Source organism: Streptomyces sp. NPDC002838 (assembly GCF_040295365.1).
Taxonomy (GTDB): domain Bacteria; phylum Actinomycetota; class Actinomycetes; order Streptomycetales; family Streptomycetaceae; genus Streptomyces.
Window position 1 is genome coordinate 21378 of record NZ_JBEOVF010000017.1, and the last position, 13476, is coordinate 34853.

The 13476-nt window shown below is 70.6% G+C and carries 15 protein-coding genes; 8 read left to right on the plus strand and 7 right to left on the minus strand.

Features of this window, described 5'->3' with window-relative positions; all coding sequences use genetic code 11:
* Positions 1-228 precede the first annotated feature (228 nt).
* Complete coding sequence (gene wblA, locus ABT063_RS22095) at positions 229-567, plus strand: transcriptional regulator WblA (RefSeq protein WP_351059087.1); 339 nt, start codon at positions 229-231, stop codon at positions 565-567.
* A 105-nt stretch (positions 568-672) separates the two neighbouring features.
* Here the strand turns inward: wblA and bagB are convergent, their stop codons facing one another.
* A complete protein-coding gene (gene bagB / locus ABT063_RS22100; protein WP_351059088.1) occupies positions 673-2094 on the minus strand; it encodes an ATPase BagB in 1422 nt (473 codons plus the stop codon).
* Entirely contained in the window at positions 2091-3068 is a 978-nt protein-coding gene (gene bagA / locus ABT063_RS22105) for an ATPase BagA (protein WP_351059089.1), read from the minus strand. The genes bagB and bagA overlap by 4 nt, the downstream gene beginning before the upstream one ends.
* A 118-nt stretch (positions 3069-3186) precedes the next feature.
* Here bagA and sp36 point away from each other — a divergent pair, with 118 nt between their 5' ends.
* The 4 genes from sp36 (at position 3187) to ABT063_RS22125 (ending at position 5935) form a co-directional block, all read left to right on the plus strand.
* The gene (sp36, locus tag ABT063_RS22110) at positions 3187-3348 is read left to right on the plus strand and encodes a Sp36 family protein (RefSeq protein WP_351059090.1); all 162 of its coding nucleotides are present in this window, start codon (positions 3187-3189) and stop codon (positions 3346-3348) included.
* Complete coding sequence (locus ABT063_RS22115) at positions 3345-3812, plus strand: RidA family protein (RefSeq protein ID WP_124440298.1); 468 nt, start codon at positions 3345-3347, stop codon at positions 3810-3812. Before sp36 ends, ABT063_RS22115 begins: the two co-directional genes overlap by 4 nt.
* A 426-nt stretch (positions 3813-4238) precedes the next feature.
* A complete protein-coding gene (locus ABT063_RS22120; RefSeq protein WP_351059091.1) occupies positions 4239-5108 on the plus strand; it encodes an NUDIX hydrolase in 870 nt (289 codons plus the stop codon).
* Positions 5105-5935 carry an MBL fold metallo-hydrolase gene (locus ABT063_RS22125; RefSeq protein ID WP_351059092.1) on the plus strand — a complete coding sequence of 277 codons (831 nt, stop codon included), beginning with the start codon at positions 5105-5107 and terminating at the stop codon, positions 5933-5935. Before ABT063_RS22120 ends, ABT063_RS22125 begins: the two co-directional genes overlap by 4 nt.
* A 221-nt stretch (positions 5936-6156) precedes the next feature.
* On the opposite strand, the gene ABT063_RS22130 is transcribed toward ABT063_RS22125, so the two are convergent.
* Positions 6157-6831, minus strand: coding sequence for a Crp/Fnr family transcriptional regulator (locus ABT063_RS22130; protein ID WP_015658871.1), 675 nt, complete (start codon positions 6829-6831; stop codon positions 6157-6159).
* Positions 6832-7166: 335 nt separating this feature from the next.
* On the opposite strand from ABT063_RS22130, the gene nth reads away from it, so the two are divergent.
* From nth to ABT063_RS22145, 3 genes are all read left to right on the plus strand, one after another.
* Positions 7167-8048: an endonuclease III gene (gene nth / locus ABT063_RS22135; protein WP_351059093.1), complete on the plus strand. Its 882-nt coding sequence runs from the start codon at positions 7167-7169 to the stop codon at positions 8046-8048.
* Positions 8049-8124: 76 nt separating this feature from the next.
* Positions 8125-8820: an NUDIX hydrolase gene (locus tag ABT063_RS22140; protein ID WP_351059094.1), complete on the plus strand. Its 696-nt coding sequence runs from the start codon at positions 8125-8127 to the stop codon at positions 8818-8820.
* A 119-nt stretch (positions 8821-8939) separates the two neighbouring features.
* Complete coding sequence (locus ABT063_RS22145; RefSeq protein WP_351059095.1) at positions 8940-10139, plus strand: MarP family serine protease; 1200 nt, start codon at positions 8940-8942, stop codon at positions 10137-10139.
* Between the two features lie 44 nt (positions 10140-10183).
* On the opposite strand, the gene ABT063_RS22150 is transcribed toward ABT063_RS22145, so the two are convergent.
* From ABT063_RS22150 to nhaA, 4 genes are all read right to left on the minus strand, one after another.
* Complete coding sequence (locus tag ABT063_RS22150) at positions 10184-10369, minus strand: hypothetical protein (protein ID WP_095751291.1); 186 nt, start codon at positions 10367-10369, stop codon at positions 10184-10186.
* A gap of 128 nt (positions 10370-10497) precedes the next feature.
* Positions 10498-11436, minus strand: coding sequence for an alpha/beta fold hydrolase (locus tag ABT063_RS22155; protein ID WP_351059096.1), 939 nt, complete (start codon positions 11434-11436; stop codon positions 10498-10500).
* A complete protein-coding gene (locus tag ABT063_RS22160) occupies positions 11433-11924 on the minus strand; it encodes a phage holin family protein (protein WP_351059097.1) in 492 nt (163 codons plus the stop codon). Before ABT063_RS22160 ends, ABT063_RS22155 begins: the two co-directional genes overlap by 4 nt.
* A gap of 64 nt (positions 11925-11988) precedes the next feature.
* Positions 11989-13443 (minus strand): Na+/H+ antiporter NhaA, encoded by a 1455-nt coding sequence (gene nhaA / locus ABT063_RS22165; protein WP_351059098.1) that lies wholly within the window; start codon positions 13441-13443, stop codon positions 11989-11991.
* Between the last annotated feature and the right edge of the window lie 33 nt (positions 13444-13476).

Here is a 13476-nt window from a genome sequence, read left to right on the forward strand (position 1 = left end):
CGTTGTGACGCTGCACAACTGTCCTGGTTTGCCGGGATAGTCATGTATGTCGCCAGCTCACTCCCCCGGGTGATCTGCCGCTTACCCATAGTCCGTTCGGGCCATTCAAGATTGGGCCCGAAGGGGGTGTTGCGCTGTGCCCACCTTCCGTAACGTCCTCAACTGGCGGCGGTGAATATGCCGCTGCCGCCGTGGGGGAGCCTCGATTCGGGAGAGGACGGCGCCGGTATGGGCTGGGTAGTCGACTGGAGTGCGCAGGCGGCCTGCCGCACTACCGATCCGGATGAACTGTTCGTTCAAGGAGCAGCGCAGAACAGGGCCAAGGCGGTGTGCACCGGATGCCCGGTGCGCACGGAGTGCCTCGCCGACGCGCTCGACAACCGCGTCGAGTTCGGCGTGTGGGGAGGGATGACGGAGCGGGAACGCCGCGCACTGCTGCGTCGGCGGCCGACCGTCACCTCGTGGCGCAGGCTGCTCGAGACCGCGCGTACGGAGTATGAGCGGGGGGCCGGCATTTTGCCTCTCGACGACGACGAGATGTACGAGAACTACGCGGCGGTGGGCTGAGGGGGTATCGCCCCTCGGCGTGGGCCGGTCCTGGCGTGCCGCCAGTCCTCGGCAAGGTCCGGGGGCGCGGTCGGCCGGCCCTCGGTGAGGTCGGGCGGCTGCGGTTCAGGCGTCCGTGTTGGACTCCGGCAGTTCCGGTTGGGCTGCCGCGAGTCGGTTTCCGATGTCCCGCAGGCCCGCGAGGTCGTGTACGTCGCCGGGCAGCGCGGCCACTTCGGCCACCGCCACTTCGGGGTGCAGCGCGGTGAAGCGGTCACGCGTGCGCTGCTCACGGGAGAGCAGCCGCATGCGCTCGGCATGCAGCCTCAGCAGGCCTGCCGTGAGTTGTTCTACGGTCCGCTCCTGTTCCGTGTCCTCCATGGCGGCGGGGGAGCCTTCGTCTTCCGCGGCGGCGGGGGAGCCTTCGTCGGGAGCGGGAGATTCAGGAGCGGGAGATCCGGAAGCGGGAGATTCTGAACTGCCGTACGGGTCGGGAGAGTTACGAAGTACTGCTTTCCCGTCCCTCTGATCCACAATGCGGGGCTCTTCAAGATTTTCCGCGGCGGCGAGCGCCCGCTCGGCCGACAGCCGGTCGGCGCCGCTGCCGTGTACCCGGTTGAGCACCAGACCGGCGAACGGCATGTCCTCGGCGGCCAGCCGCTCCACGAAGTACGCGGCCTCCCGCAGCGCGTCCCGCTCCGGCGCCGCGACCACCAGGAACGCCGTGCCGGGCGCCTGAAGCAGCTTGTACGTCGCATCCGCGCGGGTGCGGAATCCGCCGAACATCGAGTCCATCGCCGCCACGAACGTCTGTACGTCCTTCAGCAGCTGTCCGCCGAGCAGCTTGCCCAGGGCGCCGGTCATCATCGACATGCCGACGTTCAGGAACTTCATTCCCGCGCGGCCGCCGACCTTCGCCGGCGCCAGCAGGACGCGGATCAGTTTGCCGTCGAGGAACGAGCCGAGCCGCTTGGGGGCGTCCAGGAAGTCCAGCGCCGAGCGGGACGGGGGCGTGTCGACGACGATCAGGTCCCACTCGTCCCTGGCCCGCAGCTGGCCCAGCTTCTCCATCGCCATGTACTCCTGCGTGCCCGCGAAGCCCGCCGAGAGCGACTGGTAGAAGGGGTTGCCCAGGATCGCGGCCGCCCGCTCGGGGTCCGCGTGCGCCTCGACGATCTCGTCGAAGGTGCGCTTCATGTCGAGCATCATGGCGTGCAGTTCGCCGTCGCCCTCGACGCCCTTGACCCGGCGCGGGGTGTTGTCCAGTGAGTCGATGCCCATCGACTGGGCGAGCCTTCGGGCCGGGTCGATGGTGAGGACGACCACCTTGCGGCCCCGCTCGGCCGCGCGTAGGCCGAGGGCCGCGGCGGTGGTGGTTTTGCCGACTCCACCTGAGCCGCAGCAGACGATGATGCGGGTTTTCGGGTCGTCGATGAGGGGGTCGAGGTCGAGTAGGCGCGCGGGGGAGAGGTGGTGGGATTGATGGGATTGGTAGGGATGGCGGGCGTGGTCGGGTTGGGGTGCGGGGTCGTGTTTGGCCTGATTCATGACATCCCCTGTTCCCGCAACTCGGTGGCCAGTTCGTACAGACCCGCCAGGTCCATTCCCTCGGCGAGCAGCGGCAGTTCGTGCAGCGGCAGGCCGAGCTCGCTCAGGACGCCCCGCTGCTCGTGTTCCAGTGCGTACCGCTCGGCGTACTCGTCGGCCTGTGCGACGAGCGGATCCACCAGCCGCTCGGCGTGCCCGCCGCGGCGCGCTCCGCCGAGCCCGGCGGACGACAGTGCCCGGGCAACAGAGGAACGCGGCACGGTCCGTACGAGTTCCAGGTCGGCCGCGTCCAACACCTCCGGCCGCACCATGTTCACGATGATCCGTCCGACCGGCAGCCGCACCGCCCGCAACTCGGCGATCCCGTCCGCGGTCTCCTGGACGGGCATCTCCTCGAGGAGCGTCACCAGATGAACCGACGTCTCCGCCGACTTCAGCACCCGCATCACGGCCTGCGCCTGATTGTGTATCGGGCCGATCTTGGCGAGGCCCGCGACCTCGTCGTTGACGTTGAGGAAGCGGGTGATGCGGCCGGTGGGGGGTGCGTCCATGACGACGTAGTCGTAGGCGAACCGGCCCGACTTCTCCTTGCGGCGCACGGCCTCGCACGCCTTGCCGGTGAGGAGTACGTCCCTGAGGCCGGGCGCGATGGTGGTCGCGAAGTCGATCGCGCCGAGCTTCTTCAGGGCCCGGCCCGCGCCGCCCAGTTTGTAGAACATCTGGAGGTAGTCCAGAAGGGCCAGTTCGGGGTCGATGGCGAGGGCGTACACCTCCCCGCCCCCGGGAGCGACGGCGATCTTCCGCTCCTCATAAGGCAGCGCTTCCGTTTCGAAGAGCTGCGCGATGCCCTGCCTGCCCTCGACCTCGACGAGAAGCGTCCGCTTCCCCTCCGTTGCGAGGGCGAGCGCGAGGGCCGCGGCGACCGTCGTCTTGCCGGTCCCGCCCTTGCCGCTGACGACCTGGAGCCTGCTCACGTATTCGAGCGTAACCAGTCCGTGCGCGAGCTAAGCGGGAGGCTGTGGATAACGTGGCTGCGGTCGGCTGTCCGGCTGGTGCGAAGACCCGTGCGGGGCAGCGGCTAGAGTCGGCCGCATGACCAAGTGGGAATACGTCACTGTGCCGCTGCTCGTCCACGCCACGAAGCAGATTCTGGACAACTGGGGCGAGGACGGCTGGGAGCTCGTCCAGGTCGTGCCCGGGCCGAACAATCCCGAGCAGCTCGTGGCCTACCTGAAGCGGGAGAAGCAGGCGTGAGCGCGGTGGAGGCTCGGTTGGCCGAGCTGGGCCTGACGCTGCCGGAGGTCGTGCCGCCGCTTGCCGCGTACCAGCCGGCTGTGCGTTCGGGTGTCTACGTCTACACCTCCGGCCAGCTCCCCATGGTGGAGGGCAAGCTTCCGGTCACCGGCAAGGTGGGTGCGGAGGTTACGGCGGAGGAGGCCAAGGAGCTGGCGCGTACGTGTGCGCTGAACGCTCTGGCTGCCGTGAAGTCCGTCGCGGGTGACCTGGATCGCGTGGCGCGGGTGGTGAAGGTCGTCGGCTTCGTCGCCTCGGCCTCCGACTTCACCGGGCAGCCGGGTGTGGTGAACGGTGCGAGCGAGTTGCTGGGCGAGGTCCTCGGCGACAAGGGCGTGCACGCGCGGAGCGCGGTGGGCGTGGCGGTGCTGCCGCTGGATGCGCCGGTGGAGGTCGAGGTTCAGGTGGAGCTGGTGGGGGAGTAGTTCTGCGGGTGCCTCCGGCGGTTCGGCGGGGATGCCTGCGGCGGCCTGTGCGGGTTCGGTGGGGGTGCGGGTGGCGCCTTGTGTGGGGTGGTGGGTCGGGGCCGCGTCGGGGGGTGTCCGTCCTCGGAACGGCGCGGAATCGGTCAGCTGCCAGGGTGCCCGTGTTGACGCGCCAACCGCTGCGGGCGGGCATACCCGACACGTCCCCTTGCCGCCGTACGCGGCTGTCCCACCGCTTGGCTTCTTCGGTCACCTCTTGGCCGACCGAGTCGGGTGGTGGGGTGGGCACAGGCCCGGGGGTCTGGGGGTCTGGGGGCGGAGCCCCCAGTGACGCCCGCATCGATGCCGGGCACCTTGTAAGCGAACCCTTGCTGCCCCGAAACCGTCACTCTCGAACATCCGCGCACCAAGAGATAGCCTCCGCCCATGGCAAACGGGCAGTGGTACCCCCCGGAGTGGCCGGACCGCATCCGCGCCCTCGCGGACGGCACCCTCACGCCGGTGTCCCCCAAGAGAGCGGCCACCGTGATGCTCCTCAGGGACACCGACGCCGGCCCCGTCGTGCACATGCTGCGCAGACGCGCCTCCATGGCCTTCGCCGGAGGCGCGTACGCCTACCCGGGCGGCGGCGTGGACCCCCGCGACGACGACCTCCACGTCCGCTGGGCGGGCCCCACGCGTGCGTGGTGGGCGGACAGGCTCGGCGTGGACGAGACCGCGGCCCAGGCGATCGTCTGCGCGGCCGTACGTGAGACGTACGAGGAGGCAGGCGTCCTCCTCGCCGGTCCGACCCCCGACTCCGTGGTCGGCGACACCACGGGCGCGGACTGGGAGGTCGATCGTGCGGCCCTGGTCGACCGTGAGCTGTCCTTCGCGGAGTTCCTGGACCGACGCGGACTGGTGCTGCGATCGGATCTGCTGGGTGCTTGGACGCGCTGGATCACCCCCGAGTTCGAAGCCCGCCGCTACGACACGTGGTTCTTCGTGGCCGCGCTCCCCGAGGGGCAGCGCACGCGCAACGCCTCCACGGAGGCCGACCGTACGGTGTGGATCCGGCCGGAGGACGCGGCAGCCTCGTACGACAAGGGCGAGCTGCTGATGATGCCGCCCACCATCGCGACCCTGCGCCAGCTGACGTCGTACGGCACTGCCGTCGAGGCGCTCGCCGCGGCTCCCGGACGTGATCTGACGCCCGTCCTGGCGCGGGCGCGCCTGGAGGACGGCGAGATCGTGCTGTCCTGGCCGGGTCACGACGAGTTCACCAAGCACATCCCGACCGGTGGAGCCCCCGCATGACGGACGCCGCAGCCCTTCCCGGCCAGCCACGGGGCGAGGTCCTCTCGGGCCCTGCCACCCCCCGGGCCGTCAACGTCCTCGCGCCCAACGCCTCCGCGATGACCCTGGACGGGACGAACACCTGGATCCTGTCCGAGCCCGACTCCGAGGCGGCCGTGGTGGTGGACCCCGGGCCGCTGGACGAGGGCCATCTGCGCCGCGTCGTCGACACCGCCGAGCAGGCCGGCAAGCGTGTCGCCCTCACCCTGCTGACGCACGGCCACCCGGACCACGCCGAGGGCGCCGGCCGCTTCGCCGAGTTGACCGGCACGAAGGTGCGGGCCCTGGACCCGGCGCTGCGGCTGGGGGACGAAGGGCTGGGCGCCGGGAACGTGGTGCGCGTCGGGGGCCTGGAGCTGAGGGTCGTACCGACCCCGGGGCACACCGCGGACTCCCTGTGCTTCCATCTCCCGGCCGATCAGGCGGTCCTGACCGGTGACACGATCCTGGGACGCGGTACGACCGTCGTGGCGCACCCCGACGGCCGCCTCGGCGACTATCTGGACTCGCTGCGGCGGCTCAGGTCCCTCACGGTCGACGACGGAGTGCACACGGTGCTCCCGGGCCACGGGCCCGTCCTGGAGGACGCCCAGGGCGCCGTCGAGTTCTACCTCGCCCACCGCGCCCACCGGCTCGCCCAGGTCGAGACGGCCGTAGAGGACGGCTACCGGACGCCTGCCGAGGTCGTCGCACATGTGTACGCCGACGTGGACCGCTCCCTGTGGCCTGCGGCCGAGCTGTCGGTACGGGCGCAGTTGGAGTACCTGGAGGAGCACGGGCTGATCTAGGCGCGCGGTGTTTTGACGCCGTGCACGCGCGCGTACTCCTCGGCGAGCCACGGGCCGACGTCGTGGGTGGTACTCGGCGAAGGCCTCGGTCATCCCGTGCAGGTCGCCGCTCACAGGCCGGAGCGGGACTCTGGGGGCGGCAGCCCTCAGGGTGTACGGCGACACGAACGGGGCCCCGCCTCCAAGAGACGGGGCCCCGCGACGTACGGCCAAGATCAGCGTCAGCGCGACCTCTTCGCCAGCCGCTCGACGTCCAGCAGGATCACGGCCCGCGCCTCCAGGCGGAGCCACCCGCGCTGGGCGAAGTCGGCCAGGGCCTTGTTCACCGTCTCGCGGGACGCGCCGACCAGCTGGGCCAGTTCCTCCTGCGTGAGGTCGTGGACGACGTGGATGCCCTCCTCGGACTGCACGCCGAAGCGGCGGGAGAGGTCCAGGAGCGCGCGGGCCACGCGGCCGGGGACGTCGGAGAAGACCAGGTCGGACATCGCGTCGTTGGTGCGGCGCAGTCGGCGGGCGACGGCGCGCAGCAGCGCGGTGGCCACCTCGGGGCGGGCGTTCAGCCAGGGCTGGAGGTCGCCGTGGCCGAGGCCGAGCAGCTTCACCTCGGTCAGCGCGGTGGCGGTCGCGGTGCGCGGGCCCGGGTCGAAGAGCGACAGTTCGCCGATGAGTTCGCCGGGGCCGACGACGGCCAGCATGTTCTCGCGGCCGTCCGGGGACGTGCGGTGAAGCTTGACCTTGCCTTCGGTGACGACGTAGAGCCGGTCTCCGGGGTCGCCCTCGTGGAAGAGCGAGTCGCCGCGTGCGAGGGTCACCTCACTCATGGAGGCGCGGAGCTCCGCGGACTGCTCGTCGTCGAGAGCCGCGAAGAGCGGGTTGCGCCGCAGGACGTCGTCCACGAGTTCTCTCCTTGTCGACCTGCTCAGGGGATCTTGCTCCCCTACGTACCAGGGGACCGTGCTCCCCATTTTGCCGGACGGTCCAAACAGTGTGATCTGTCACAAGGATGCCGCACAGGTGTCCCGGGGTAAGCGGCAGGGGTCCAATTGGGGGCCGATCTCCAGGGTCCGGGGCGGATGTCGGTGCCGGGCTTTAGGCTGGCCGGGTGTCCAAATCGCCGGTAGAGCACAGGTCCAAGGGGGCTGGGCGGGTGGTTGTACGTCGAGATTCCGCTGTGGGCGAACAGGGCCCCGGCGGAGGCAGGAAAGCGACGAAAGGGGCGAGGAAGGCTCCCATGAAGAAGACCGCCTCGGTGAAGAAGGCGACCGTCGCGCCCAAGAAGGCCGCGGTCGGCGTCGAGAAGGCCGCCCCCGTGAAGGCCGTCGCGGTGAAGCCGCCGAAGAGCGAGTCGCGTACCGCCCTGGTTCGCCGCGCCCGCCGGATCAACCGCGAGCTCGCCGAGGTCTACCCGTACGCCCACCCGGAGCTGGACTTCGACAACCCCTTCCAGCTGATCGTCGCCACGGTCCTGTCCGCCCAGACCACCGACCTCAGGGTCAACCAGACGACGCCCGTCCTCTTCGCCAAGTACCCCACCCCCGAGGACCTGGCCGCCGCCAACCCCGAGGTGGTCGAGGAGATCCTCCGCCCCTGCGGCTTCTTCCGGGCCAAGACCCGGTCCGTCATAGGGCTCTCCAAGGCCCTGGTGGAAAACCACGGCGGCGAGGTCCCCGGCCGCCTCGAAGACCTCGTCAAGCTGCCCGGCGTCGGCCGCAAGACCGCCTTCGTCGTGCTGGGCAACGCCTTCGGGCGGCCCGGCATCACCGTGGACACGCACTTCCAGCGGCTGGTGCGGCGCTGGCAGTGGACCGAGGAGACCGACCCCGACAAGATCGAGGCCGCCGTCGGCGCGCTCTTCCCCAAGAGCGACTGGACGGACCTCTCGCACCACGTGATCTGGCACGGCCGCCGCATCTGCCACGCCCGCAAGCCCGCCTGCGGTGCCTGCCCCATCGCCCCGCTCTGCCCGGCGTACGGCGAGGGCGAGACGGATCCGGAGAAGGCGAAGAAGCTCCTCAAGTACGAGAAGGGCGGCTTCCCGGGCCAGCGCCTGAAGCCTCCGCCGGCCTATCTGGACGCGGGCGGGAAACCCGCGCCCCCGTTGGGGGCCGGATGAGCCGCTCTTGGGTCCGTCCCCAGGAACGATCTCGGGGCCGCCGGCCGTTGGATCCAGCAGAACGACGGGGGTGGCGATGACGCAGGCGAGCAACACACAGGGCGGTCCGGTGACGCTCAGCAAGGAGGGGCTGCCGGCGTGGCTGGACCCGGTGGTGCACGCCGTCGAGACGGTCGAGCCGCTGCAGCTGAGCCGTTTTCTGCCGCCGGAGGACGGGGCGGGGCGCCAGTCCGCCGTGCTCGTCCTCTTCGGTGAGGGCGAGCGCGGCCCGGAGCTGCTGCTGATGGAGCGGGCGAGCTCCCTGCGGTCGCATGCCGGGCAGCCTTCCTTCCCGGGCGGCGCGCTCGACCCGGAGGACGGCGATCCGAAGGCCGACGGACCGCTCAGGGCCGCCCTGCGCGAGGCCGAGGAGGAGACCGGGCTCGACCCGGCCGGCGTCCAGCTCTTCGGCGTGCTGCCCGCGCTGTACATCCCGGTCAGCGGGTTCGTCGTGACACCGGTGATGGGCTGGTGGCGCGCGCCGAGTCCGGTGGGGGTCGTGGATCCGAACGAGACCGCGCGGGTCTTCACCGTTCCCGTGGCGGATCTCACGAATCCCGACAATCGCGCCACGACTGTTCACCCCAGAGGTCACCGAGGTCCGGCATTTCTGGTCGAATCGGCCCTGGTGTGGGGTTTCACGGCCGGAATCATCGACCGTCTGCTCCATTTCGCAGGCTGGGAGCGGCCCTGGGACCGGGGCAAGGAGGTCCCGCTCGACTGGCACGCATGACAGGGTGATCTCCGTACTGTGTCTTCCCGGGGGCTGTGACATCAGCGGCTCCGCCGCGGGCCCCCGGACCCCACGGCCGACCTGTGGTGACCGCAAGTGATGAGGCGAGGCTTGAACCGGTGAACGTGCTGGACATCCTGTTGCTGGTCGCCGCCGTGTGGTTCGCGATCGTCGGCTATCGCCAGGGCTTCGTCGTCGGCATCCTGTCGGTGATCGGTTTCCTGGGCGGCGGTCTCGTCGCGGTATACGTGCTGCCCGTCATCTGGGACGCGCTGACCGACAACGCGGAGGTCGGCACGACCGCCGCCGTTGTCGCGGTCGTCGTCGTCATCGTCTGCGCCTCCGTCGGCCAGGCCCTGACCACCCACCTCGGCAGCAAGCTGCGCCGGTACATCACCTGGTCCCCGGCCCGCGCCCTGGACGCCACCGGCGGCGCGCTCGTCAACGTCGTGGCGATGCTGCTGGTCGCCTGGCTGATCGGCTCCGCCCTCGCGGGCACCACGCTGCCGACGCTCGGCAAGGAGGTCCGCAGCTCCAAGGTGCTGCTCGGCGTCTCCCGGGTGCTGCCCGAGCAGGCCGACACCTGGTTCGCGGACTTCTCCTCGGTCCTCGCGCAGAACGGCTTCCCGCAGGTCTTCAGCCCGTTCTCGAACGAGCCGATCACCGACGTACAGCCGCCCGACCCCGCTCTGGCGAACAGCCCCGTCGCCACGCGCGCGCAGCGTTCCATCGTCAAGGTGGTGGGGACCGCCCAGAGTTGCGGCAAGGTCCTGGAGGGCACCGGCTTCGTCTTCTCCGACCGCCGGGTCATGACCAACGCGCATGTGGTCGGCGGCGTCGACGAACCCACCGTGCAGATAGGCGGCGAGGGCAGGAAGTACGACGCGACGGTCGTCCTCTACGACTGGGAGCGCGACATCGCCGTACTCGACGTACCCGATCTGAACGCGCCCGCGCTGCAGTTCACCTCCGAGGACGCGACGGGCGGCGACGGCGCGATCGTCGCGGGCTTCCCGGAGAACGGGGCGTACGACGTGCGGGCCGCGCGCGTGCGCGGGCGCATCACGGCCAACGGCCCGGACATCTACCACCGTGGCACCGTCCGCCGCGACGTCTACTCGCTGTACGCGACCGTCCGCCAGGGCAACTCCGGCGGCCCGCTGCTGACGCCCGAAGGGAAGGTCTACGGCGTGGTCTTCGCGAAGTCCCTCGACGACGCCGAGACCGGGTACGCGCTCACCGCGGACGAGATCCAGGAGGACATCGCCCGGGGCCGCACCGCGAACCAGCAGGTGGACAGCGACAGCTGCGCGCTCTGACCGGGGGCGTCAGCCGCCTCCGTGACGCGGGGCCTCGGAAGGGGTCAGCCGCGAGGGTGACGCAGGCGTACCGAGACCCAGCGGGCCCGGCGGCGCAGAATGCGCGGAATGCCCACCCTCAGGTCCGTGCCGCCCGGCATCTGCGGGGCACCGCCTCGCTGGTGGGAGCTCAGGCCTCCGGCCGAGCGTCGATTGCGTGCTGCGTCACTGTAGTCGTGCGTCCAGCCCATACCCCGACGTCTGCCCCTGCCCCAAGGTCGATAACCGCCCCCGCGCCCCCCCAATTGGCCTATGCGCCAGGCAATTGGCCGTTCGTAGTACATGTGTTCAGGTTCGGATACCGGGCGCATCGGCGCGGTCACCGATCGGGTTCGGGGTCTTTCAGCCAGTTGACCAGTTCCGTGGAGAAGGCGACCGGATCCTCTTCGTGCGGGAAGTGGCCGAGCCCGTCGAACAGCCGCCAGCGGTACGGCGCTTCGACGTACTCGCCGGAGCCGGCCGCGCTGCGGGTGCGCATCACCGGGTCGAGCGAGCCGTGCAGGTGGAGGGTCGGCACGCGCACCGGCCGCTTCATGCGCCGGTTGAACTGGATGCCGTCCGGGCGTGCCATCGACCGGACCATCCATCGGTACGGCTCGATCGAGCAGTGCGCGGTCGACGGGATGCAGATCGCGCGGCGGTACGTCTGGACCGCCTCGTCGTCCGGCAGGCGCGGGCCGGACCAGTCCCGGATGAGGCGGGCGACGAGCGCGCCGTCGTCCGCGGTGAGCTGGCGCTCCGGGACCCAGGGGCGCTGGAACCCCCAGATGTAGGAACCCGCGCGCGTCTGCTTGACGTCCGAGAGCATCGCCGAGCGCCAGCGCCGGGGATGCGGCATCGACGCCACCGCGAGCCGCCGGACCAGCTTCGGGCGCATCGCGGCCGCCGTCCACGCCAGATAGCCGCCGAGGTCGTGGCCGACCAGCGCGGCGTCCGGCTCGCCGAGGGAGCGGATCACGCCGGTGATGTCGAGGGCGAGGTTGGCGGGGTCGTAACCGCGCGGGGTGCGGTCGCTGCCGCCGACGCCGCGCAGGTCCATGGCGACGGCCCGGAAGCCCGCGTCGGCGAGCGCGGTGAGCTGGTGCCGCCAGGTCCACCAGAACTGCGGGAAGCCGTGCAGCAGCAGCACCAGTGGCCCGTCGCCCACCTCGGCGATGTGGAAGCGCGCGCCGTTGGCGGCGACCTCCCGGTGCGTCCAGGGCCCGTCCGGTCGTACGACCGAGGCGGGTTGCGCCGAAGGGGTGGCGGGATCCGTCATGAAGATGAGCGTGCCACAGCCTCGATGGCCTTCGCGTCCGGGACCTGGTCCTCCGGTGCTGCCCGCGGGTGCGGCTTCGCCTTCTGCAGAACGCCCGCCGTCTGCTTCACCGAGGCGGCGACCTTCTGCGGACCCTTGCCCTTCTTCGCCTTCTTCGCGAAGATCACGCCGATCAGCGCGAGGACGACCGCGAGGAGGACGTTCGCCGCGAAGGACAGCAGGAAGCAGATCGCGAGGTTCCAGTCGGTCCACGTCCGGATGCCGTACGCCAGCGCGAAGTTGAGCATCGGCAGGGAGAACACCAGCACCGCGCCGGCCACCATGAACGCGCCGCCGCTCGTCGCGCCGCGCTTGACGTCCTGCCTGAGCTGCGCCTTCGCCAGCGCGATCTCGTCGTGCACCAGCGCCGACATCTCGGTCGTCGCGGAGGCGAACAGCTGGCCGATGCTGCGTTCGGCGCCGACCGGGCTGCCGTCGGGTGCGCTCATCGCGTTCTCCCTTTTCTGCTGTAGTGCCTGACTGGGGACGATCCATTTGTACCGTCCCGTCAGATCATGCCGGACGGTCGTTCTCCTCGCCTGCCCCGCCCGTCACTTCGGCAAGCGCGTGGCGTTCCGCCGCCTTCACCTCGGCGATCCGGCGGTGCTCGGCGGCCTTGCGGTCATAGATGGCCGCCATGCGCAGGTGGTACTCCGGTTCGTCCTCCTCGTAGATGTCCGGGATGCCGTCGAGGTCGTCGTCGCGCTCCTCGGCGTCGCACAGCCTGCGGTACTTGGCGTTCCGTACCTTCAGAAGGATGCTCGCGAGGACGGCTGCGATGAGGGAGCCGATGAGTACCGCGGCCTTGACCTCGTCCGACATCGTCGCGTCGCCCCCGAAGGCGAGCTCGCCGATGAGCAGCGACACGGTGAAGCCGATGCCGGCCAGTGTCGCCACCGCGAACACGTCCCCCCACTCGAGGTCGTCGCTGAGCGAGGCCCGGGTGAAACGGGCCGTGAGCCAGGTGCCGCCGAAGATGCCGAGGGCCTTGCCGACGACGAGCCCGAGTACCACGCCGAGGGTCTCCGGCCTGGTGAACACGTGGCCGAGTGCGCCGCCGGAGATCGAGACACCCGCGCTGAACAGCGCGAACAGCGGCACGGCCAGGCCCGCCGACAGCGGTCGTACAAGGTGCTCGATGTGCTCGCCGGGGGAGTGCGCCTCGCCCTCGTGGCGGTGGCAGCGCAGCATCAGGCCCATCGCGACGCCGGCGATGGTGGCGTGGACGCCGCTGTTGTACATCAGCGCCCAGATGACGAGCGCGAGCGGGAGGTACACGTACCAGCCGTGTACGCCCTTCCTCAGCAGCAGCCAGAAGACCGCCAGGCCGGCGACCGCGCCGCCGAGCGCGGCGAAGTCGATCGTGTCGGTGAAGAAGACCGCGATGATCAGGATCGCGAACAGGTCGTCCACGACGGCGAGCGTCAGCAGGAAGGCGCGCAGCGCGCTCGGCAGGGACGTGCCGATGACGGCGAGCACCGCCAGCGCGAAGGCGATGTCGGTGGCGGTGGGGACGGCCCAGCCGGCCAGGGAGCCGCCGCCGGTGACGTTGGTGAGGGTGTAGACGAGGGCCGGTACGGCCATGCCGCACACGGCCGCCACCACCGGCAGAACGGCGGCCTTGGGGTCCTTGAGGTCACCGGCGACCAGCTCGCGCTTGAGCTCGATGCCGGCGACGAAGAAGAAGATCGCCAGGAGCCCGTCGGCGGCCCAGTGCGCGACCGACAGGTCCAGGCCCAGGGCTTCGGGGCCGATGTGGAAGTGGCTGACGCTGTCGTAGCTGTCGCCCAGGGCGGGAGCGTTCGCCCAGATCAGCGCGGTGACCGCGGCGATGAGCAGCAGCACGCCGCCGACGGTCTCGGCGCGCAGCGCGTCCGCGACGAAGGTCCGCTCGGGGAGGGACAGATGTCCGAAAACCTTGCGGGGTGGGGTGGGGGTGGGCGTGGGAGTGGGGCTGGGCGCGGACACGGCGGGGACCTCCGGTCGGTGGGCAGGACTGAA

Bases quoted from the DNA above. Each gene is read 5' to 3' on its own strand.
- wblA (WP_351059087.1), top strand. From the start codon at position 229: ATGGGCTGGGTAGTCGACTGGAGTGCGCAGGCGGCCTGCCGCACTACC.
- bagB (WP_351059088.1), bottom strand. From the start codon at position 2,094: ATGAATCAGGCCAAACACGACCCCGCACCCCAACCCGACCACGCCCGC.
- sp36 (WP_351059090.1), top strand. From the start codon at position 3,187: ATGACCAAGTGGGAATACGTCACTGTGCCGCTGCTCGTCCACGCCACG.
- ABT063_RS22120 (WP_351059091.1), top strand. From the start codon at position 4,239: ATGGCAAACGGGCAGTGGTACCCCCCGGAGTGGCCGGACCGCATCCGC.
- ABT063_RS22125 (WP_351059092.1), top strand. From the start codon at position 5,105: ATGACGGACGCCGCAGCCCTTCCCGGCCAGCCACGGGGCGAGGTCCTC.
- nth (WP_351059093.1), top strand. From the start codon at position 7,167: ATGAAGAAGACCGCCTCGGTGAAGAAGGCGACCGTCGCGCCCAAGAAG.
- ABT063_RS22140 (WP_351059094.1), top strand. From the start codon at position 8,125: ATGACGCAGGCGAGCAACACACAGGGCGGTCCGGTGACGCTCAGCAAG.
- ABT063_RS22150 (WP_095751291.1), bottom strand. From the start codon at position 10,369: ATGGGCTGGACGCACGACTACAGTGACGCAGCACGCAATCGACGCTCG.
- ABT063_RS22155 (WP_351059096.1), bottom strand. From the start codon at position 11,436: ATGACGGATCCCGCCACCCCTTCGGCGCAACCCGCCTCGGTCGTACGA.
- ABT063_RS22160 (WP_351059097.1), bottom strand. From the start codon at position 11,924: ATGAGCGCACCCGACGGCAGCCCGGTCGGCGCCGAACGCAGCATCGGC.